Annotated in this window: 13 protein-coding genes, 4 tRNA genes and 1 pseudogene; 5 read left to right on the forward strand and 13 right to left on the reverse strand. The window is 64.1% G+C overall.

What is annotated here, in order from left to right:
• The first annotated feature begins 101 nt into the window (after positions 1-101).
• Positions 102-2360: a 7TM diverse intracellular signaling domain-containing protein gene (locus B4N44_RS11290; RefSeq protein ID WP_296700825.1), complete on the forward strand. Its 2259-nt coding sequence runs from the start codon at positions 102-104 to the stop codon at positions 2358-2360.
• A 123-nt stretch (positions 2361-2483) separates the two neighbouring features.
• On the opposite strand, the gene B4N44_RS11295 is transcribed toward B4N44_RS11290, so the two are convergent.
• The 6 genes from B4N44_RS11295 to B4N44_RS11320 form a co-directional block, all read right to left on the reverse strand.
• Positions 2484-6632: a response regulator gene (locus tag B4N44_RS11295; RefSeq protein ID WP_296700827.1), complete on the reverse strand. Its 4149-nt coding sequence runs from the start codon at positions 6630-6632 to the stop codon at positions 2484-2486.
• The gene (locus tag B4N44_RS11300; protein ID WP_296700829.1) at positions 6629-7744 is read right to left on the reverse strand and encodes an ABC transporter substrate-binding protein; all 1116 of its coding nucleotides are present in this window, start codon (positions 7742-7744) and stop codon (positions 6629-6631) included. The genes B4N44_RS11295 and B4N44_RS11300 overlap by 4 nt, the downstream gene beginning before the upstream one ends.
• 145 nt (positions 7745-7889) lie before the next feature.
• Positions 7890-8318, reverse strand: a complete 429-nt coding sequence (locus B4N44_RS11305; RefSeq protein ID WP_414718143.1) for an ABC transporter permease — start codon at positions 8316-8318, stop codon at positions 7890-7892.
• A gap of 120 nt (positions 8319-8438) precedes the next feature.
• On the reverse strand, positions 8439-9362 hold the full coding sequence (locus B4N44_RS11310; RefSeq protein WP_296700834.1) for an ABC transporter ATP-binding protein: 924 nt from the start codon (positions 9360-9362) through the stop codon (positions 8439-8441).
• On the reverse strand, positions 9359-10144 hold the full coding sequence (locus B4N44_RS11315; RefSeq protein WP_296700836.1) for an HlyD family secretion protein: 786 nt from the start codon (positions 10142-10144) through the stop codon (positions 9359-9361). Before B4N44_RS11315 ends, B4N44_RS11310 begins: the two co-directional genes overlap by 4 nt.
• 93 nt (positions 10145-10237) lie before the next feature.
• Entirely contained in the window at positions 10238-11098 is an 861-nt protein-coding gene (locus tag B4N44_RS11320) for a shikimate dehydrogenase family protein (RefSeq protein WP_296700838.1), read from the reverse strand.
• Positions 11099-11532: 434 nt separating this feature from the next.
• Between B4N44_RS11320 and B4N44_RS11325 the strand changes: the two genes are divergently transcribed.
• Complete coding sequence (locus B4N44_RS11325) at positions 11533-11805, forward strand: hypothetical protein (RefSeq protein WP_296700850.1); 273 nt, start codon at positions 11533-11535, stop codon at positions 11803-11805.
• A 70-nt stretch (positions 11806-11875) separates the two neighbouring features.
• Here the strand turns inward: B4N44_RS11325 and istA are convergent.
• The 6 genes and pseudogenes from istA to B4N44_RS11355 all read right to left on the reverse strand — a co-directional run.
• Positions 11876-12595 (reverse strand): annotated as a pseudogene (istA, locus tag B4N44_RS11330) (IS21 family transposase); the annotation flags it as partial.
• A 506-nt stretch (positions 12596-13101) separates the two neighbouring features.
• Positions 13102-13278 carry a hypothetical protein gene (locus tag B4N44_RS11335; RefSeq protein ID WP_296700840.1) on the reverse strand — a complete coding sequence of 59 codons (177 nt, stop codon included), beginning with the start codon at positions 13276-13278 and terminating at the stop codon, positions 13102-13104.
• A gap of 868 nt (positions 13279-14146) precedes the next feature.
• Positions 14147-14222, reverse strand: a tRNA-Lys gene (locus B4N44_RS11340).
• A 51-nt stretch (positions 14223-14273) separates the two neighbouring features.
• Positions 14274-14349 (reverse strand) — tRNA-His (locus B4N44_RS11345).
• Positions 14350-14440: 91 nt separating this feature from the next.
• Positions 14441-14517: transfer RNA gene (locus B4N44_RS11350), tRNA-Arg, on the reverse strand.
• A gap of 71 nt (positions 14518-14588) precedes the next feature.
• Positions 14589-14665: transfer RNA gene (locus B4N44_RS11355), tRNA-Pro, on the reverse strand.
• Positions 14666-14829: 164 nt separating this feature from the next.
• Between B4N44_RS11355 and folD the strand changes: the two genes are divergently transcribed.
• Both folD and B4N44_RS11365 read left to right on the forward strand, forming a co-directional pair.
• A complete protein-coding gene (gene folD / locus B4N44_RS11360; protein ID WP_296700842.1) occupies positions 14830-15690 on the forward strand; it encodes a bifunctional methylenetetrahydrofolate dehydrogenase/methenyltetrahydrofolate cyclohydrolase FolD in 861 nt (286 codons plus the stop codon).
• A 178-nt stretch (positions 15691-15868) separates the two neighbouring features.
• Positions 15869-16561 carry a small multi-drug export protein gene (locus B4N44_RS11365; protein WP_296700845.1) on the forward strand — a complete coding sequence of 231 codons (693 nt, stop codon included), beginning with the start codon at positions 15869-15871 and terminating at the stop codon, positions 16559-16561.
• A gap of 79 nt (positions 16562-16640) precedes the next feature.
• On the opposite strand, the gene B4N44_RS11370 is transcribed toward B4N44_RS11365, so the two are convergent.
• Complete coding sequence (locus B4N44_RS11370; protein ID WP_296700847.1) at positions 16641-16793, reverse strand: hypothetical protein; 153 nt, start codon at positions 16791-16793, stop codon at positions 16641-16643.
• Between the two features lie 397 nt (positions 16794-17190).
• On the opposite strand from B4N44_RS11370, the gene B4N44_RS11375 reads away from it, so the two are divergent.
• Entirely contained in the window at positions 17191-20175 is a 2985-nt protein-coding gene (locus B4N44_RS11375) for a sensor domain-containing protein (protein WP_296700848.1), read from the forward strand.
• Positions 20176-21909 lie beyond the last annotated feature (1734 nt).

Consider the following 21909-nt stretch of genomic DNA (forward strand, 5'->3'; position numbering starts at 1 on the left):
GGTGTAACTGCTCTTTTTAGGATTACAACTTCGTCTTTCCACCGGACCTGCCCGCCGCAACCCCGGTGGATCTCTATTTGCGCGTAGCGACGCAAGGCAGCATGACCCTCGGCACGCTCCTGTGGCAACCCTCGGCCTTCAATTCAGCGAACAGCAAGGCCCACCTCGTGCTCGGGCTTTATTTCGGCATCATGCTGGCCCTCTTTGCGTACAACAGCCTGCTCTATCTCTCGCTGCGCGACCCCGTCTATCTCTGGTATTTCTTGTTCGTCGTCTCGATGGCTGTAGCGCAGGGCGCCTGGACTGGACTGTTTTTTGCCCATCTCTGGCCACAATGGCCGGCCTGGGGCAATGTGGCGGCCGTGGTGGGCTTCAATCTCACCGGCTTCTTCGGGGCCGTCTTCTCCCGCACCTTCCTCGACACACGCCGATACGCGCCTTGGGCGGATCGTGCACTGCTCGTCTCGGCGGTGGTCTTCGCGATGCTGGTCATTGGCGCACCCTGGGTGCCTTATCAGTTCCATGCCATGGCCACCTCGGTTGCCGGGCTCTCGTTTCCACTGATCGCCGTCGCCGCCGGCGCCCTGGGACTGCGTCATGGGGTGACCTCGGCGCGCTTCTTCCTGCTCGCCTGGACCATCCTGCTGGTGGGCACCGCGCTACTGGGGGCACGCAATCTCGGACTCGTGCCGACGAGCTTCCTGACCCGCTATGCGATGCAGATGGGCAGCGCCTTGGAGATGCTCTTGTTGTCCTTCGCGCTCGCTGAGCGGATCACCGAGCTGCGACGCCTGGCCGAGCATGCCGCCGATGCACGCGCGGCCAATGAGACCAAGAGCCAGTTCCTGGCCCATATGAGCCACGAGATCCGCACGCCCATGACCGGTATCCTGGGGATGTCACAGCTGGTGCTGCGCACCCCCCTGGAGGAGCAGCAACGCAGCTATGTCCAGAAGATCGAGAGCTCGGCAAGGTCCCTGCTCGGGATCCTCAACGACATCCTCGACCTGTCCAAGGTCGAGGCCGGCAGGCTGCGGATCGAAAAGATCCCCTTCGACCTCAAGCGCCTGATGGAGAGGGTCATTCAGCTCGTGGAGATCGCGGCGCACGAGAAGCGACTCGCGATTGTGGTCGACTACCCACCCACGCTCGGCCGCTGTTATCTCGGTGACAGCTTGCGCATCACTCAGGTGCTGACCAATCTAGTGAGCAATGCGGTGAAGTTCACCCAGGATGGCGAGGTCTGCCTGACCATCAGCCAGCCTGGACCCGGGCGCTTGCGCTTCCGGATCCGGGACACCGGCATCGGCATGACACCGCGGGAGCAGGAAACGCTCTTCCAGGCCTTCTCTCAGGCCGACACCAGCACCACCCGTCGCTATGGCGGCAGCGGCCTGGGCCTGGCCATCAGTCAGCGGTTGGTGGAGCTGATGGGCGGGCGCATCGAGGTGATCAGCGCGCCGGGCCAGGGCAGCTGCTTCAGCTTCGAGATCGACGCCGAGGCGTGCCTCGCACAGGACAGGCTCGAGGCCAAAACCGACATCCAGCCAGCGCCGTCCGCGCCATCGGCACGCGAGGTCATGCCGGGAGGCTTCACCGGCCGACGCATCCTGCTGGTCGAAGACAACCCCATCAACCGCGAGATTGTGCTAGGCTTCCTGCACGGCAGCGGCCTGGACATCGAGATCGCGGAGGACGGCCGACAGGCGGTGGATCAGTGCATGGCCAGCGCGTTCGACCTGATCCTGATGGACATCAAGATGCCGGTGATGGATGGCTATGAGGCGACGCAGCGCATCCGCGCCCTGCAACCGGACGTGCCGATCATCGCCCTCACCGCCAACGCCTTCCAGGATGACATCGCCAAGTCCAGGGCAGCCGGCATGAACGCCCATCTCAGCAAACCGATCGAGGCAGAGGGACTCTTGTCGCTGCTGCAAAAATACCTCACGCCCACGACCGCGCGCGAGACAACCGATCAGGCGGCGACAGCCGCGCAGCCCACTCCCGCCCGATCGGATGGCCCCACGTCGAGGCTCGCTGGATTGCCGCATCTCGACCCGGCATCCGCACTCGAGCTCATGGGCGGCAACACGCAGCTCTACTGCGCGGTGCTGGAGAGCTTCCTGGCGACCTATGCCGACCTCAGGCTCGACCTGGATGATTCCGAGACTCACCGCGTCCTGCACACCCTGAAAGGGCTGTGCGGCAATCTCGGCGCCCGGCGCCTGCAGGCACTCGCCGCGGCCGTTGAACAAAACGGCGATCCGGGGTCGCTCCAAGCCTTGCAGCAGGAGCTGGCGAATACACTGGACGCGATCCGCCAGTATCTGCAAACCGAGTGCTCGCCACAGACCTAAACCGCGTCCCACCGGGATCGAGGACATCTCCGAAGCCAAACGCAACATGAAAACGACGCCTATCGCTCTGGACGCGGTTTAGCCACGCAGCGCGCTGGCGGGATCGCCCCGGTGCACCACGTCTCATCCCATCACTGCACTACGTGCTCCAAAGCAACTCACCGTGGCCCCGGGCCGAGCCTCCACCCGATTGCGCCCCCCCGCCTTGGCCGCATAGAGGGCCTCGTCGGCGCGCTTGACCCACCGATCGAGGTCATCTCCCTGCGCCCAATCGGCCACACCAAAGCTGGAGGTGACCGCTCCCGCCTCGGCAAACGGCGTATCGGCAATGAGTGCGCGAAGCGTCTCTGCCAGCTTGACGGCATCGGCAAGGCAGCAGTTCGGCAGCAAGGCCATGAATTCCTCGCCGCCCCAGCGCGCCAGCATGTCGACCCCGCGCAGGTCGAGCCGGACACGCCGAGCGATCTCGATGAGAACCCGATCGCCGACGAGGTGGCCGAAGCGGTCATTGATCGACTTGAAGTGATCGATGTCGAACAGGATCAGCGAGAGCGGCTCGCCATAGCGCTGGCTGCGGCCGATCTCCACCTCGGCCCGGGTCTCGAAGGACCAGCGGTTGGAGCTGCCGGTGAGTCGGTCGGTGGTGGCAAGCCGGTTGAGCTCCTCGTTGGCTGCCTGCAGCGCGCGGTTGGCCCGCTCGGCGTCGTCCATGGCGCGCAGCAGCGCCTCTTGGGCGTACTTGTGCTCGGTGATGTCTGTGACGGCGCCGGCCATTCGCATGGGGGCACCGTCGGCGTCCCATTCGGCTTGGGCGCGGGAGCGGAACCAGCGGTAGTCGCCGCCCTTGGTGCGCAGGCGCATCTCCACATCGAAGGGCGCATGCCGCTGCAGATGCGCCTCGTAGGCGGCCTGGACCAGAGGCAGGTCCTCGGGATGCACCAGCGCCTCGAACCCGGCGAGGCTGTCGTCGATCTCATCGTCGCGATAGCCCAGCAGGGCCTTGTAGCGCGGCGAGAGATAGGCCTCGCCGGACTGCACCTCCCATTCCCAGAGCCCGTCGGAGGTGCCGCGAACGGCGCGGGCATAGCGCGCCTCGCTCAGGCGCAGCCGGTCGCTTTGTGCCTTGAGCTGGAGATAGACACCGACGCGCGCGCGCACCACGAGCGGATTGATGGGCTTATTGATGAAGTCGAGCGCGCCGGCCCGCAGGGCGCGCACCTCGCTGTCGATATCCTTCTCGGCAGTGACGAAGATGACCGGGATCTCGGGGTGGTCGCGGTGCAGGATCTGGCAGGTCTCGAAGCCGTCCATGCCGGGCATGCGCGCGTCGAGCAGGATGAGGTCGAAGCGTGTCTGCGCCACCAGCGCCAGTGCGTCGGCGCCGCTGGTGGCGATGAAGCACTCGCCCATGCCGTCGAGCGCCCTGTGCAGTGTCTCGACGGCGAGCGGGGTGTCGTCGACGATCAGGAGTCTGGCCGGGGCGCAGGCAGCGCGGGCGAGTGGATCGGCAGCCGGCGCTGAGATTGGCTCCGACGCCGGCTCCGACAGGGGCTCGGCGCTGTTCGAGACCCGGCCGTCGGTGTCTGTCGCCACCGGGGCCGAACGGCCGGCTCGCGCCCCTTCCCCAGCCGGTGCGACCGGGTGGCGCCAAGGGGCACTGGCTGCGAGCATGTCCTGCAGATTCGCCTCGACGGCGGCAAGCAGGGACTCGAGCCCGGACTCACCGCGCTGAATTGCCTGCTCCAACAGGCCGGCGGAGGTGGCCAGCGCGATCACCCCGAGCTGGCCGGCGATGCCGCGCAGTGAATGCAGACGCCGGGCGGCGAGCGTGCGCTCGCCTATGGCCAGATCCCGGCCGACCTGCTCGGCGATGTCGGCATAATCATCGGCGAAACGCTGCAATAGATCGAGAAAAAACACCGGATCCGAGTCCGACGTCAGCCGCGCCCGAACGCCGTCGATGCCGGGGATCTCGGGAAAGTCGGTGGCCGGCTCGGGCGCGGCGGTGTGGAAGGTCTCAGCGGTCGGCGCCGCCTGTGGCGTCGGCTCAGCGGGCCGCAGGGCATCGCTGACCACGGCCTTCAGCTTCTTCAGGTCGATGGGCTTGCTCAAGTGCGCGCTCATGCCCGCCGCCTTGGCCTTCTCGATATCCTCCGGGAAGGCGTTGGCGGTGAGCGCGATGATGGGCACCCGCGGATCGAGGGCATGGATCCGGCGCGCGGCCTCATAACCGTCCATGACCGGCATCTGGATATCCATCAAGATCAGCTCCTGGGGCCGCGCCCGAAACAGCTCCACCGCGCGCTGGCCATTGTCGGCGACCTCGATCAGCAGCCCGGTGTCGGCCAGTAGACCACGAACGATCTGCTGATTGATGGCATTGTCCTCGACCAGCAGGATGCGCCGCCCGGCGAACGGACGCGAAGCCAGCCGGTCCGAAACGGGCTCGAGCGCGGTGTCCAGAGTGCAGCCTGATGCGGCCGGCTTGGTCTCGATCGCATCCGGTGCCGGCTCCGCGTCTGGCTCGGCATCGATCTCGAAGTGAAAGCAGCTGCCATGGCCGAGCTGGCTGTCGACCTCGATGTGACCGCCCATCAGCTCGACCAGCTGAGCACTGACGGCGAGTCCAAGACCAGTGCCGCCGTATTGACGCGTGGTGCTGCTGTCGGCCTGGGAGAAGGGCTTGAAGAGCGCTTGCCGCTGCTCGGCGCTGATACCGATGCCGCTGTCCCGGACCTCGAAGCGCAGCCTGCCCATGGCGCCGGGGCGCACGCTGAGTCGGACCTGGCCGCGGGGCGTGAATTTGATGGCGTTTCCGATCAGATTGGTGAGAATCTGCTTGAGCCGCAGCGGATCGCCGAGATAACGCTCCGCGAGCGCCGGGTCGAGCTCGACGTCGAGCGCGAGCTGCTTCTCCCGTGCGCTGTGCTCGAGCAGCTCGATGACGTCCTCGACCACTTGGCACAAGGCGAAGGGCGTGCGCTCCACGGCCAGCTTGCCGGCCTCGATCTTGGAGAGGTCGAGGATGTCGTTGAGGATCCCGAGCAGGGATTGCGCCGAGCGCTCGATCTTCCGCACATAGTCGCGCTGCCGCGCATCGAGGCCGGCGTCCAGGGCAAGCTGGGCCATGCCGATGATGCCGGTCATGGGGGTGCGAATCTCATGGCTCATGTTGGCCAGGAAGGCGCTTTTGGCGACGGATGCGGCCTGCGCCTGTGCGTTCATCTGCTCCAGCGACTGCTCGCGATGGCGGATCGCCTCGGCCATGGCTCGGAAGCGGGTACTGATGTCGGCCAACTCCTCGAACCGGTCATCCTGGTCTGCTTGGGCGTCAGCCTCCGCGGTGTACAGCTGGCCCTGTTCCAGCGCGCGCATCTTCTCCGCGAAGGCAACGAGCGGTCGGATAAACAACTGCTGCAGGCGCAGGTTCTTGATGACCACCAGCAGGATGACGCTGGCACTGACCATCAGGGCAAAGACCAGCAGGGCCTTTTGCTGCATCTCGATCAGCGCCGTCGGAACGAGCGTGACGACTCGGGCATCGATGGCGAGCGGCTCGGAGACCAGCGGAATCCAGCGATGTCCGTCGAGCGCCAAGGTCCGGCCTGCGGAGGGACTGCCAGTCCAGTCACCGAGGTCGAACGCGGGGATCTGAAGCTGCGGCTCGCCGGAGAGCATGACAAAGCCATCGTTCGTCACCAGCAGCACGGGCGTCCCGGAGAAGCGCGAATAATGAGTCAGGAAATCTTGGACATAACTCAGGTCCAAACGCCCCAGCAGGTGCTCGTCGCCAGTATGCATCGCATGGTAGACGCTGGAGCGATTGTCCTCGTAACCGCGCATGATCACGGAGAGGTCGCCTTCCCGACCTGCGTTGCCGAGATAGTCGGCGAGCTTGCCCTCGGAGAAGGCGAAGCCCGTGAACACCTGCGTTTCCGGCACCGATTTATAGACCTGCTCCACGCGGCGCCGATCGTCGATGCGATAGATGTCCGAGAAGGCGCCGACTAGCCGCATCACCCCCGGCGAGCGTTCGGTCTCGGGCAGGCCGGCGAAGGTGACGAGCGCATCCCGCGCGGCGTTCAGATGGTTCTCCAGGAACAGCCCGACCTCTTGTGCATCGGCGACACGAAGATCCAGATACTTGCGGTTGACCTCGGCGAGTGTGAAGGAGATCGCCAGAAACAGCACGAGCGCCGTCAAGGCGAGCGCGGCGACCTCGAGCCGCAGGTGGTAGCGCCAAAAGCTTCTCCGGCGTCGGGCGCTGCTCATCGAAGCTCCCGGCGAAGCTGCGTCAGGGTCTGGAAGCCATCGGCCACATCGCCGAAACGGTCGAAGGCGACGGGACCCAGGCTCGTCTGGTGGACCGGCATCGAGAGCAGGTAGCGTTTGACGGCCTCGGGGGTTGCGTGACCGCGTGCAAAGGCCTGATCCAGCAGCTCCAGTGCCTGTCGGGTGCCCAGGGTCATGCCTTGTGGGGTGTAGCCGAAGCGTGCGTCGAAGCGACGAAGATAGTCGTCGACCGCCGGGTCGTCATGCCGCGATGCATAGTGGCCGACCAGGATCAGACGATCGATGGCGTCGCCGGCCTGCTCCAGCACAGCCGGCGCTCTGGCCCAGGGCGTCAACAGGATCGGCGCCTGCGGATAGCTCCGGTGGAAGAGCTGCGCCAAATTACCGATCGGCGCCATGAAGGCACCGGCCAGGATGTAAAGGACATCGTATGGCTCCGACCAGAGTGCGTCGAGCTCGGCGGGGGTGAACTCGGGGACCATCAGCTTGTGATTCACGATGGTCCAGCGGCCCGAGGCACTCAGTGCGTCTGAAAAGACCGCGAAGGCCGGATCGGTCCACTCCAGGTTGCTGGTGTCCTGCAAGACCAGGATGCGATCGCCGGGCAATTGCTCGACCTGACGAGCCAGCTCGCGCTGTTCATGGCGCAGGTCCGGGATGAGACGCAGCAGAAAATCGTCCCGACCACTCAAGCTATCACTCGCGGAGGCGACGTTGATCCCGAGTGCCCGGCCATCGTTGAAGAGGTGCACGCTCGGCACGGCATGCGACGACGCATGGGTGGTGACGAAGAAGCGCACCCCCTGCTCGATGGCCGCCTCCAGGTCCGGCGCCGCCGTCTCCGGCCGAGCGTCGTTGAACATCTCGAAGATTCGGATGCGGCTCTTGGGATGCTCCTCGAGGAACAGGTCGCCGGTGTTCTTGTCGCTGGGGTCGATGACGGCCCCGTAGATCACCGGCAGGTCGATCCCGAGACCAACCTGGATCGGACGCAGGGTATCATCGAGGTGCAGCCACCCCGTCCAAGCGGCCGCGACAAGCCCGGACGCGGCGACCAGACCAAGAACCTTCTTCAAGTGATTGACGGCCAATCCTGCTCTCCCGTCCGGTGAAACCATCTAAACCGTATCCCGAGCGGAACCTCTCAATCCGTCCTTCGGGAGGTCTTACACAGGACATCCAAAATCCGCCCCCAACGGCAGCCGGGGCGATATCGGCATCTTACCGTCACTGCCTTCAGTCCTGCCGCTTCTTGAAACGCAATGACGCCACAAGCAGGCCGACCAGCATAAAGCCGACGAGCCAGAGCGTGTCTGCGGCGATTTCGGCCAAGCCGGCATCACGCAGGAGCACAGCGCGGATGGCACGTATAAAGTGGGTCGCGGGCAGGACCTCGGCGATGTACTGGGCGGGAACCGGTATGCCCTCGTAAGGGAACATGAAGCCGGAGAGCATAATCGAGGGCAACAGGATAAACATCCTCATCTGCATCGCCTGGAGCTGGCTGCCGGCCATCGTCGACAACACCAGGCCGAGTGCCAGACTGGCGCCGATAAAGGCCAGCGTCGTTGCTGCGAGCGCACACAGCGAGCCCCCCAGCGGCACCGCGAAGAGCAGGTGACCCAGCACCAGGATGATGGCGGTCTGCAGGATGCCGATGCCGATGTAGGTGAATCAGCGGGATCATGATGACCATGCCCAGCGTGGCCCGGTCGCGCCGCAGATGGATCAGCTCCTTGGAGAGAATCACCAGAACGCGCCGCGCCGATTTGAGCAGGGCGCTCATCACCGGCCGCCGCCCGTGCTGGTGACAAAGACGTCTTCCAGGCTGGGGCGGGCCGGCTCGAGCCGCGTGGGCATCGGCTGCAGCGGTTGCGCCTTGAGCCACGCCACCGGGTCGGTCATCCGATCCCGCACCAGCACCCGCAGACGACTGCCGATCTGGGCCGCCGAGATCACCTCGGGCAGCGCGCCGAGCTGATGCTTTAACGCGCGCAGATCCGACGCCTCCGCCTCCACCACATGGGCCCCCATGTCGGCCATCAGCGCGTCCGGCGCGCCATCGGCGCGTTTGTGGCCGGTCGCCAGGATCGCGAGCCGGTGGCAGCGCTCGGCCTCGTCCATGTAATGCGTCGAGACCAGGATGGTGGCGCCGGCGTCGACCAAGTCGAACAGGCGCTCCCAGAACTCGCGGCGATTCTCCGGATCGACGGCGGACGTCGGCTCGTCGAGGAACAACAGCGGTGGCTCGTGGATGGTCGCCGCGGCCAACGACAGACGTTGGCGTTGACCGCCGCTCATGCGCCCGGCACGCCGATTGCGAAGTTGCTCCAGGGCGTAGATCGACAGGAGCGTATCGATGCGTCGGCGGGCGACGCGCCTCCCGAGGCCGTAGATCTCGGCGACGAAGCGCAGATTCTCGACCACGGTCAGGTCATCGTAGAGCGAGAATTTCTGCGTCATGTAGCCGATGCCGTGCTTGAGCCGCTCGGCATCGCGCGGGAGCTGGTGACCCAGCACAGTCACCTCGCCGGCCGATGGCGTCAGCAGCCCGGTCAGCATCCGCACCATCGTGGTCTTGCCCGACCCATTGGGGCCGAGAAATCCGTAGATGGTCTGGGGTGCGAGCGTCAGGTCAAGCTCAGCGACCGCGGTCAGGTCGCCGAATCGGCGGGTGAGCCCGCGCGCCTCGATGACCGGCTCGGTCATGGCATCTCGACCTGGGCCGGGACGCCGTTGGGTAATGCCGCGGCGCTCTGCGGGAGCTCAACCTTGGCCAGATACATCAGTCGGGCGCGATCGCTGGCGTTCAGCGCGTAATAGGGCGTGAAGGCCGGGGCCGAGCTGATCCAGCGCACGGTGCCGTCAAAGGGCTGATCGATCCCATCGACATGGACTTTGAGTTGGGCGCCCTTGGCGATCTTCACCCGATACGGCTCGGGGACATGGACGCGTGCGTACGGCGCGTCGCCGGCGAGCAGGATCGCCACCGGGCTGCCGACCGTGACGCGCTCACCCAGGTTCCAGGGCAGGTTGTCGAGCGTGCCGTCGCGAGTGGCCACAATGGTCAGCTCGGCTCGATCGACATCGGCCTGGCTCACGGCCTTGCGTGCGATCAGCTCATGATTGCGATCGTAGGTGATTTGAGCCTCGCGCAGGTCGGCCTCGCGGCCGGCCACCTGCGCCCGTGCGGCGGCGATCTCCTGGACACGGGGTCCGTGACGCAGGCGCTGCAGATTCGCTTCGGCCCGGGCGACCTGCGCCCGGGCACGGTCAACCTCTGCCCGCTGCTGGAGGTCTTCGAGTTGCACCAGCAGGGCACCCTTGGTGACGGGTGTGCCCTCGGCCACCGGGAGCGCAACGATCACCTCCGCCGAGGTGGCGCTCAGCGCGACGCGATCGCGCTCCAGCGTGCCGAGCACACGCGGCGGCGCATCGTCGAAACAGCCGGCAAGCAGTAACGCGATGAGGATGGGCAGCACGCGACGCATGACCTCGAACCCGCGACGACGCCGACTCGGTGCCCCCCAACCCTCCAGTCGACACGGGTGCGATGCTCACTTCGGTGCGCCTCATCAAGGTAGTCAGGACATCTCACCCAAGGCCCGGGCAACTGCCCGCTGAAACACCGCCTCATCGGCCGCGATGCCCGTCCAGGCGGAAAAGATCTGCATCGCCAGCTGGACCAGCATGTCGACACCGTCAACGACGCGACAGCCCTTGTCCTTCGCCGTCTGCAGGAAAGGGGTGATGCGTGGATTGGTGATCACATCGACAAGTGTGGTGGCCGGGGTGATCTGGTCCCAATCGAGCGGGATGGATTCCAGCTCGGGCGCACAGCCCAGATGCGTGGCGTTCATGAGGATCTGGGTGCCGTCGGGGATCTGCGCTTCGCCGACCCAGGGTCGCCAGACGGCGGGTACGCCCGAGGCGCGGGTGACCGTTGCGGCGACCTCCTCACCTTGCGCCTGGCGCCGGGTGATGAGTGTCAGGTGGGAGGCTCCGGCCCAAGCCAGCTCCACGGCCATGGCCCGCCCGGCGCCGCCGGCGCCGAGCATGGCCACTCGCTTGCCTGCGATGGGCGTGACCTTTTCGATGGCCTTGACGACACCCTTGCCGTCATTGTTGTGGCCGATCAGGCGGCCCGCATCAATGGTCATGTAATTGGCGGCTCCGATGGCTTGCACATCCGCATCGACCTCGTCGAGAAACGGGATGGACGCCACCTTGTAGGGCACGGTGATGCAGGCCCCTGCAAATCCGAGCGCCCGGACACCGGCAATGGCCGCCGGCAACAGGTCTTGCGTGGGGAGGTCGCATTTCCAGAATTGCCAATTCAGACCATGGTGGGCATAGACGGCGTCGAACATGCGATCGATGGGATTCTCGGCGACCGGATGGCCGAGCATGGTCGTCAGTTGCTTTTGCGGGGGCAAAGAGCTCATGGACACGGGTGATCTCCTGCAGCGGATCAGGGTCGAGGTGTCCCTGATCCGGGTGGGTTGAATACCGGTCAGGGACCGGCGTCTCGACAGGTCACATGCACAGGACGGGCATTGATCGGACCGACCGGGCGATGCTCGAGCCTCGCGTGCCGTTCCGGGGGTCGGCAGCACCACCGCATCCACACGCCGGGGTCTTGGCTTGCACTCCAGTATAGGCAAGAGCGAGGTAACCCGCCCCCTTGACGGAAAACGCAAGTGGCGTCCGTAGATGCGCCATTGAGGCGTAGGCCCCTGAAGAACTTGAACCGAGCCGCCTTCGACAGTTGTCGGAGCCGGCGCGGCCAAGACCATCCGACACAGGACACATATCGCATCGGGCGCGGTTTAGCGGCGCTTCATCGTCTCGGTCTGATGCAACACTGACGAGCACCGACATGCAGGCAGGCGTCCCCATGCGCGCGTCGAGGGTATCGCGGTCCGTCAAGGCGTTGGTCTCCGGGTCTCCGGGAAGTCGGCTGCGGCAACAGTTGTTCCCCGCCGAACAGTGTCGACCGGCACAACTGCTGATCGAGCGCGTGGTGATCGCCGACGGCGGGCTGGAGATCATCTGGCGCGATCAGGGTTGGCATGAACTGGCCGGAGAACTTCTGCCCGGCACCATCGGCGCGGAAGTGCAGGAGTGGGAGCAGCAGGGGGTGGAGGCATGAAGCCGAGAGTTCAGGCTTTGGGCGGCCCCGTTGCCCGCGAGCGCCGGGATGGGAGGTGGTGACGGGGTTTGATGCCTGACCGGGCTACGAGCTCCAGATCGGTGGGATTGACATCCGGCTCGTCGCGATGCGCCTTGCTCACGCCGCTGCGCAGATTGTCCGGGACCAGAATGGCTGGAACCCCATCGAAGTACGCGAAGGCCCGCACATGCGACCCGATCCAGTCGGACAGACCTTGCGACCAAGTCGCCTCGGCATAGGTATAGTTGGACGCCCCGAGCACCGCCACGAAGATCTGCGCGGTGCGGATCTCCCCGCTGGCCGGATCGACGACCTCCACCGTGTGCCCGGCATCGTCGACGAACAGCTTCTCTCCGGCGCGGTGGGTCTGGCGCATCACCACGTCGAGCGACCCGCTCCAGTCCTCGTAGCGCTTGCAGAACCAGCTGTAGCCGAAGCCCTCGGGATGGGCGGCCCGGTATTCCTCCCACAGCAGCATCAGCGTGACACCGGGGCGGCGCAGTTCCCGATGCACCGCCGCCCAGTCCGGCACCACGCGGGTGTCGGCCGGCACCGCCGGCGGCGACGGAAACAACCGCCGCTCCAGATCCCGATCGCTCAACGCATGGGGAAAGGGCTAGTTCAGCCCCGAGGCGGCAAAGCGCCGTTCGTACTCCCCGACGCTGCTGCGGGACATCTGCAGGCTCGCCGCGATCTGCCGGTGCGACACACCGGCCTCGAACCGCAGGCGTAAATACTCGCGAATCTTACGCATGGACAAACGCTCCATCTCGACCCCTTGCTGCGAAAAAGGGGGCGATCCTAGTGGATTGGGGTCCTGCGTCGCCCCCTGCCCGGGGGTGGCCGAATGGGCGTGGAATACGCACCATCGACGCTGCCGCGCAGATCGTTGGCGATGCGCTAGATGGTCTTGTGCAGCTCGGCGCGTTCGGTTTCTTTGCTGTTGTTCGTCATGCGGGCCTTCTGCCAGTCGATTGCGTGCTGTTGTTGGTCATGGCTGCGGGTTCGGTTGTGCGGCTATCGACCCTGTCGAGCCAGAAGTGGTAGATACAAGTCTCTGATTTATCTGGGCTGCACGGGCGTATCGCCCGTGTCTTTGGCCCAAGTCAGGCAGATAGGCCCAACTTTGAGCCATAGCCAAGCCGGCTTGACAAAAATGCCGCTTGGGATAGGCTTCTGCGTTGAGTTCACTGCCTATCGGCTTTGAACCTATCGAGGTCTCGGCCGCTGAACCCGCGTAGCGAATCAGCGGCCTTTGTTTTTTCTGGGCTGCCGTCACGGGCCACCTCCCAGCAAGCGGAGGCATGCAGCCCGGGACCATGCCGGCGAACTCCTGATCTTTCCGATGCTGTTGTCGGCCTGGTAACAGGTGACGAAGTTGGCTTTCAGCGAACCATCCTGCTTCAGCCCCATCGCTACCACAACGACGAAATCCTCGTAGACGATGGCCACGCGGCGCGTTGCGTCGTACTGGCGTGACGCCTTGTCCCAGCCTTCGAACAGGGCGGCCGTGGGGTGCTCCAGAGTCGCTGTTATTTCCCATCCTGATCCGCAAACCACCGGCGATTTTCGCGAGACATCTCCCACCGGTGATTTTCACTTCCGGTGCGTGAATGCGGGAAAGCAGCTTCTTGTACGGCTTCAAATGTTCGCCCTCGTCGACCTTGCGGCTTGCGAGGAAGTGTTCCTTCGCGCCGCGAATCAGACCGTGGGTGCCAGTGACGTGCCGGGTCAGTCGTGGGGCGCGGGGTCTGGGTGTCGGTCGGGGCTTGGGCACAGATGGAGAGGGAAACTCATCGGTCCGAGACCACACGATCGGATCGCCCGGCTGCGGCTCTGGAAGTGCCGGCCGTTTCGGCGCCTTGCCGACCGCAAGCTTCGCCCAGTAGCCACGCTCCGGACGGGGCACTCGCAGCGCGGTACATACCCGCGCCAGGTAATTTCCCGATACGTCGAACTTCTCAGCGACCTTGATCATGGGCACCGACCAAACCAACTCGTACAGATCTTCTCTGGTGATCACGCTCGTCCTCGGCATCATCGTTTTCCGTGCCGACGAGGGTAATCGCATGGGCGTAACCGGTATTTCGGTGGGCATGGTTGACCGCAAAAAGGCCGCGCCAAGCCCTTGTAAATGCAGGGTTCGGCCTCGCGACTACCCGCAGGGCAAACGGAGAAAAGAGACTGGGCTGGCCGGGAAACGGGCCGATTCGGCACATCCGAAGGGGATGGCACCCGCAGGGCAAACCCTCGGAACCCCGCGCCACGCGGGGATTCGCGCAAAGAAAAAGGGCCTGGAGACTATCCAGGCCCTTGGTGTTGGTGGGTCGTGTAGGATTCGAACCTACGACCGATGGATTAAGAGTCCACTGCTCTACCAACTGAGCTAACGACCCGAGACATCCGTCAATGCAATCGGCATTAACCGATCGCAGAGCCTTGAATGGTGGGGTGGACGATGGGGCTCGAACCCACGACCACAGGAATCACAATCCTGCGCTCTACCAACTGAGCTACGTCCACCATAGCAAATCGCTGTTCCCTGCATAGCGCTTGACTCGCGCGTCTGTCTCCTGTCCTGCTGACTGTTCCTACTGCCTGTCGAGCCTGATGTTGGCGCGCTCGGCAGGACTCGAACCTGCGACCCACGGCTTAGAAGGCCGTTGCTCTATCCAACTGAGCTACGAGCGCCGATCGAGTGCGCATCGAAGCCGGCGCCCGGCGCCCCAAGCGTCGTCACCGTGAGCGACCTGCCGGGCGATTGGTCGGGGTAGAGGGATTCGAACCCCCGACATCCTGCTCCCAAAGCAGGCGCGCTACCAGACTGCGCTATACCCCGGTTTCGGAAAAGCTGTCCCAAAATCGAAGACCCGGAACTATACGCCGCGCAGAAAGCAGAGTCAATCCACCCTCAGCGATCGAGCCGCGGCCCGAAACCCTCGCGTTTTCATACGCACCGGTGCTCGCTATGATGCCGCTCAACAATCGCATGACGAGACCATGATGAGCGCACACATTCTGGACGGCAAGGCCGTCGCCGCCGAAATCCGCGTCGAGATTCGCAACCGCGTCGACACCATCCTGGCCACGGGCGGACGTCCGCCGGGCCTCGCCGTCGTACTGGTCGGCGAGAATCCCGCCTCTCAGGTCTACGTGCGCAACAAGCGCAAGGCCTGCGCAGAGGTCGGCTTCTACTCGGAGATGCATGAGCTGCCGTCGACGCTCGACCAAGCGGACCTCATCGATCTTATCAAACGACTCAACGCCGATCCGAAGATCGACGGCATCCTGGTCCAGCTCCCGCTGCCCGAGCAGATCGACGAGGCCACCGTGACCGACTGCATCTTGCCGACCAAAGACGTCGACGGTTTCCATCCCGACAACGTCGGCCGCCTGGTGCTGCGCCGCCCCCTGCTTCGTCCCTGCACACCCAAGGGCGTCATGACCCTGCTCGAGCGCACGGGCCGGCCCCTCGAGGGCCTGGATGCCGTCATCATCGGCCAATCCAACATCGTCGGCCGCCCGATGGCCCTGGAGCTGCTCGCCGCGCGCTGCACCATCACCGTCTGTCACAGCCGCACCAAAGATCTCGCCGAGAAGGCGCGCGGCGCCGACATCCTGGTCGCCGCGCTCGGACGCCCCCGCTTCGTCCCCGGCGACTGGATCAAGGACGGCGCGATCCTGATCGACGTCGGCATCAACCGCACCGCCGAGGGCACACTCGTCGGGGATCTGGACTTCGCGCCTTGCGCCGAGCGCGCCTCCTGGATCACGCCCGTGCCCGGCGGCGTCGGACCCATGACCATCGCCAGTCTGCTCGAGAACACGCTACAGGCCGCCGAGCTGCATGCCGCACTGACTTAGGACGAACCACTCGGCCGCTCTGTACTTTAAGTCGTGACGGCCGTGGTGCCGTACACGGGCTCGCAGCTCCGAAGAATCGGGCGGCCGGTCCGCCGGACGGTCTCGATCATCGGCGGAAGCTCATGCTCGATTCGATAGGCGACTGCCAAACCAAGACATCGAATCCCGGATGCGCGCCATGAGCTCCTTTTGGAAATCTGTTCTGGGCACGCCTGAAGGTCTGGTCCTATTGGCTGGACTCTGCCTGTCACTTGCCTTGCTGGCCGCACTGGCAGCGACCGCCGTGTGGTCCCCGGGGTACGGTCAGCTGCTTGCGGCCGTCATCGCGACCAACCTGGTCTTCGGGCGCGTCACAGCCATGTCGCTCGGATACGCCACCGGACTCGATGACCTCTCCGTGGTCCTCGCCAACCTGCTGATCGAGTCCATCCTGGTCTTGGCCTTCTATCCCTTGTTCGTCTTCAGCTGGCGCGGGCTGTTTGAAGTAAAGACCCTGCGGCCTTACCTGCGCTCGGTGCGCGAGACCGCGGAGCGCCATCACCGGACGATTCGCCGTTACGGCCTCATCGGCCTGTTCATCTTCGTTTGGTCACCGATCTGGATGACCGGGCCCGTCGTCGGCTGCGCCATCGGCGTCATGCTCGGTCTGGGCATGCGGGTCACCTTATCGGTCGTTCTGGGCGGAACCTACGTCGCCATCCTGGGCTGGTCAGTAGCCATGAGGCAGCTCCACGATCAAGTCGCAGGGTTCAGCCCCCTCGGCCCGCTGGCCGTGTTCGCCTTCCTGGTGGTAATCGTTGTCGCGGGATATCTGCTCAGGCGCTTCTTACGCCGCCAGCGCCGAACCTCGGGTCGCGGGTCCGTCGACTAAACCGCGCCGAGTGCGGTATGCGCTGTTTTTGGATGGGCTCGGCCCCGGCGGATTTGACGACCGCCGGAGACGGCGCGGTTTAAGAAAAGAGCACTGACTCATCATCGACGATCAAGTACTGATTCAATGAAAACCCGCTTGAACCCTCGATGACCACCGGCGTATTGATGCGATAGATCCCGTCGACAACCTCGTGGAGGTTCGTCCCGAACTGGATGTCGGTCACGGTCATTGGATTCTCCTCGGCATCGCTTGAGTGATCGTTGCGTTCAACGGCCCGCCGCCCGACTTCTGTGCGCGACGGGCGCACTTCAAAGGTGCCGGGGGCTGGTCATTGTGATCCGAGGCAGCCGGACCGACCTACTCCCGCAACCGGCTGGACGGGGCGAACCTTGGCCGGGGCGCAGCGGACTTCAGCGTGACGGTGAGAACAAGATGAACGCATCAGTCTATGCCAAGGAAACGCCGGACCGCGGCCCGGCCTACTCAAAACCCCGTGCTCCCGGCAAGACTTGAGCCCGACGCATTCCCCTCCCATGCCGCGCTTGCCATGAGGCAGTCGGCTACCCGCAAAGTTAAGCTTGCACTTTAGATCCGCCGACTGCTGTAGGAGACCGGAAACCAACGTCATGGCAAAACGTAGACCGACGTCGACTCATCCCGGGCTCAGGCGGGTGGGATCCGAGATCGAGCCGGACCGGGCGCCCGCAGCGCCCCTGCCCGGACAGGCTCCATCCGATCATCGGCTCCTCGACCGCAGCTCTCTAGACAGGGTCGTCGCCCTCTATGTCCTCTTCTCGGTCTTCTGGATCTTCCTCAGCGACGAGTTCCTGGCGGCATTCATCCGCGATCCGCAAACCGCCCTCTGGGTGGGCATCGCCAAAGGCTGGCTGTTCATCCTCGTCACCACGATCCTGCTCTACCTGCTGATCGGCCGGTTTTTCCGCGAGATCTCCAGTCGTGACCGGACGATCCTGGCCGCCAACGCGAACTTGGAGCAGCGCGTGCTGGAGCGCACCACCGCCCTGGAAGCGGAGATTGCCGAACGGCGCCTGGTGGAAGAGCGTCTGCGCCGCAGCGAGGAGCGTTTGCGTCTCACCCTGGATGGCGCCCAACTGGGCATCTGGCACCACCAGCTGGACCCCGAGCAGTTGGATTGGTCGGATATCTGCAGCCGTCACCTCGCCCTGCCGCCCGGCCGGGAGCCGAGCTATGCTGGATTCATTGCCGCACTCCACCCGGACGATCGCGGTCGGGTCATTCAACTGGTTGAGGAGTCCCTGGCCAGCCGTCAGGACTACGCGGCGGAATACCGTGTGCTCTGGCACGACGGCTCGCTACACTGGATCAGCGCACTGGGTCGGGTCTACTGCGGGTCCGACGGCACCCCGGAGCGCTTGGGAGGAATCACACTCGACATCACCGAGCGCAAACACCTGGAGGAGCAGCTCAAGGAGCTCAATGCAACCCTGGAGCAGCGCATCGCCGAGCGCACCGCCGATTTGGTCGCCACCCAAGAACGTCTCCAACAGGCGCTGAACCGGATGGCCGAGTCCGAGCACCAATTCCGCACACTCTTCGATGAGTCTCCCGTGGGGATCGCGGTGCTGGAGGCTCGGACCGGGCGGATCCTTGATGTCAACGCGCGACTGGAGCAGATCCTGCAGCGCAATCAGGCCGAAATGGAAGAGTGCGGGTGGGCGGCGTTCACCCATCCGGATGACCTGCCGGCGGAGCTAGAGCAGGTGGCGCAGCTCAAGGCGAGCGAAATCAACGGGTTTCAGATGATCAAGCGCTACCTGAGCCCGGATGGATCAATCGTCTGGGGGCATCTCACCGTCGCCACGGTGGAGATGAAGGACGAGGGGCGGCAATTGCATCTCGCCGTGGTCGAGGACATCACCGAGCGTCAGTGCGCCGAGCAGCGCTTGCGCGAGAGCGAAGAGCGCTATCGCATGCTCTTCAACCACACCATGGACGCCATCCTCATCGTCGACTTGACAGGCCGGATCATCGATATCAACGATCCGGCCATCCGGCAGTACGGCTATACCCGGGAGGCCATGCTGCAGATGCATATCACCGAGATCGACACGCCTCAGGATCGCGTCAATGTCCCGGCGCGCCTCGCCCTGGTCGACAGCCAGGGCGAAGCCAAATTCGAGGCCGAGCACCGCGACGCCCGGGGACACATCTTCCCCGTCGAGGTGCGCGCGACCAAGGTCCTGCTCGACGGTCAGCCTGCCGTGTTCGGTCTGTGCCGCGATATCTCCGCAGAGAAAAAGGCCCAGGAGCGCATCGAGTATCTGGCCTTCCACGATGAGCTGACCGGACTACCCAACCGGGTCCAGGGCCAGTTCCAACTCCAGCAAGCCCTGACCCGGGCCAGCCGACACCACACACAACTGGCACTGCTCTATCTCGACCTGGATCAGTTCAAATACGTCAATGACACCTACGGCCATGCCGCCGGGGATCAACTGCTGAAGGATCTGGCCAAGCGGCTGCGCGCGCAATTACAGGCCGGGGACACCCTCTGCCGCCTGTCCGCCGACGAATTCATGCTTATCCTGCCAGCGGAGGCGGATGCCGATGAGCCCGTGACGGCCGTCGCCCGGGTCTGCGTGCAACTGCTCGCCCGCATCGCCGCACCCTTCGACATCCAGGGCTACCAGATCCACGTTTCCTCCTCCATCGGCGTGGCGATCTACCCGGCGGACGGCACCGACGGCGAAACCCTGATGCGCAACGCCGACCAGGCTCTCTATGCGGCCAAGCGCTCCGGTCGCCAGTCCTACCGCTTCTTCGAGCCGCGCTTCAACGACGAGCTGAGGCACTTCATCCAGACCCGAGACGCCCTGCGGGGGGCCCTGGAGAGTCAGGAGTTCATCGTCCACTACCAGCCTCAGCTCGATCTGGGCACCGGTCGCGTGGTGGGAGTCGAGGCCCTGGTGCGCTGGAAACAGCCCGGAGTGGGCCTGGTCATGCCCAGCGCCTTCATCGCCGCAGCCGAGGAGAGCGGGCTCATCGTCCCCCTCGGCCGCTGGGTGCTGGCGGAGGCTTGCCGCCAGGCCGCCGCCTGGCGAGCCGCCGGCTGGCCGGACTTGGTGATGGCGGTGAACCTGTCCGCTGTCCAGTTCCGTCAGGAGCAGGTGGCCGAGGACGTGCGGGCGGCCCTGGCACAGAGCGGCCTGGACCCGAAGGGGCTGGATCTGGAGCTGACCGAATCCATGCTCCATGGAGAAGAGTCCGTGCTGAGGACTCTGCTCGACTGGAAGAACCAGGGAATCCAGATCTCCATCGACGATTTCGGGACCGGCTACTCCAACCTGGCCTATCTGAAGCGCTTTAAGGTCGACAAGCTCAAGATCGACCGGTCCTTCGTCGCCAGCCTTGTCAGTAATGCGGAAGACCGCGCTATCGTCCAGGCAATGATCCAGATTGCCCACGGGTTGAACATGCGCATCCTGGCCGAAGGTATTGAGCAGAACGAACAAGCCGAGCAATTGTGCGTCCTGGGTTGCGATCAGGTGCAGGGCTATCTCTATGCTCCGCCGCTGCCGGCGGCTGAACTGACTCAGTGGCTGGAAGACCGGTCAGGGCTTGGCCACTGAGTCCGGCCCGATCAGCACCCGCTCGATCGGCGACAGGCCGCCCATGATCCTTGAGGCAGACTGGTAACGGCGGGCTCGGAACGCTGTGCCTGCGCGGCTTGACGCCATTAAGCCATCAGGCCGTGATGATCAGGTTCAACCCTCTGTTATCCATCTGCGTCACGGCACCTCATCGTGATCCAGCGCGTCGTGGCGATCCAGACCGCGCTCATCGCCTCCGAAAGGCTAGACGTGCAACATCCTCCCGGCATCCTTCAAAGAGATGCATCGGGGTTTTGAGCAGGCCGGGCACTCCCCGATGCCCCTCCGCATTGCGTGATTTCAAGACCCCACGCTCCTTGCAAATGTCGCCCTACAGTATGGTCTCGGCGTGATGGAGGTGTTACGCGATTTCGTCTCTTCGATTTAGCGGGGGCTTTCGGAGTTCAGTAAACGGCCCCCGAGCTGGACCTGCAAACTGCAGGGGAGTCGGCGGCACCTGCCCGGCATTCGACCTACTGAAATCCGGGAGCGCCATAAGATCGGCCAATCATGCCCAGCAGCACCCCGGCTGGGTGGAACGAGCGCAGCGGTTCCTCGATTGATTGGCCGGGAACGCGATCAACGCCGTTTAGACTTAAAGTGTCCCGCCGGACGTCTGTTCATCTTGATTGCATCCTCCAACTCGATGTCCTATCCTGGATCCCATTTTTCACGGAAACTCCCGAAAGACACGAGAGCTTCAATTTACTCAGAGCCTTATCCACAAGTCCAGATTTTCTCATGAAGTCAACCGAGTGGGATTTCCAGTCGGATGCTGATTTCATTGGGTTTTCCGACTCGCGGCTAATAGCCTGACTATTTCGTTTGTGGACTTGCTTTGAAGAGAGTGTGCAATGGCGGCCAAGATGAACATCTATTTTACGATGCTGACGCGACTCGGTTCGGTCATGGCTCTTGGGATCACGGTGGTTGCCTGTGGACCGGTCTATCGTACGACCTACGACTACATCCCACCCGAGGATGCCGCGGGGAAACAATGCCTGAATCAATGTTTGCAAATGCTCGAGATGTGCCGATCGTCGGCTGAGAACCGCGCCGCTCAAGAGCGTATATCCTGTCAGCAGAATGCAACCTTGGCCTATGCTGCCTGTATCGCCACGGCCAAGACCGATCTGGATCGTTCTCGATGCTCGTCCAGCTCCTCTTGTAATCGCGAAGCCGATATCAGCCAATGCAATTCGGAGTATCGACTCTGTTACCGGAATTGCGGTGGGACTGTGAATAGTCGAGAGGTTTGTGTGTCTGGTTGCAACTAGGCTTTCTCCGAGAGCTTCCCGACACAGGATCTGTTGATCGAGGTGCTGCGCCGTCTTCAGGCGGCCGCAGTACTGCCGAGCCCCCCTGGCCTCACCTCTCGCACTCCATCGATAAGCCGGATTTTCAGCGCCGGATCCCGGCGGTCCGATTCCTTGGCGAGCGATCCGAGCGCGCGGCGCACGACGACCCGGGCGGGATTCCCGCCCGCTGGAAGATACGGCTTTGCCAGGCCTCACGATGAACGAGGGCCGTTTGCTCACTGCGGCGGCATGGGTTTCTTCAATAGAACTTCACTCATATGCACGTTTATTCGTATTTCCTTATATGATGATATCACCATACGCAAGTGACAAACTTCAGCCCGCCCTCATCCCGGGTGTTCGTTTTCATTCGAACACTTGACCAAGGCCACTTTATAGTGCCCTGCACGATGGA

This window comes from Thiocapsa sp. UBA6158 (assembly GCF_002423035.1).
In the GTDB taxonomy this organism is placed as follows: Bacteria; Pseudomonadota; Gammaproteobacteria; order Chromatiales; family Chromatiaceae; genus Thiocapsa.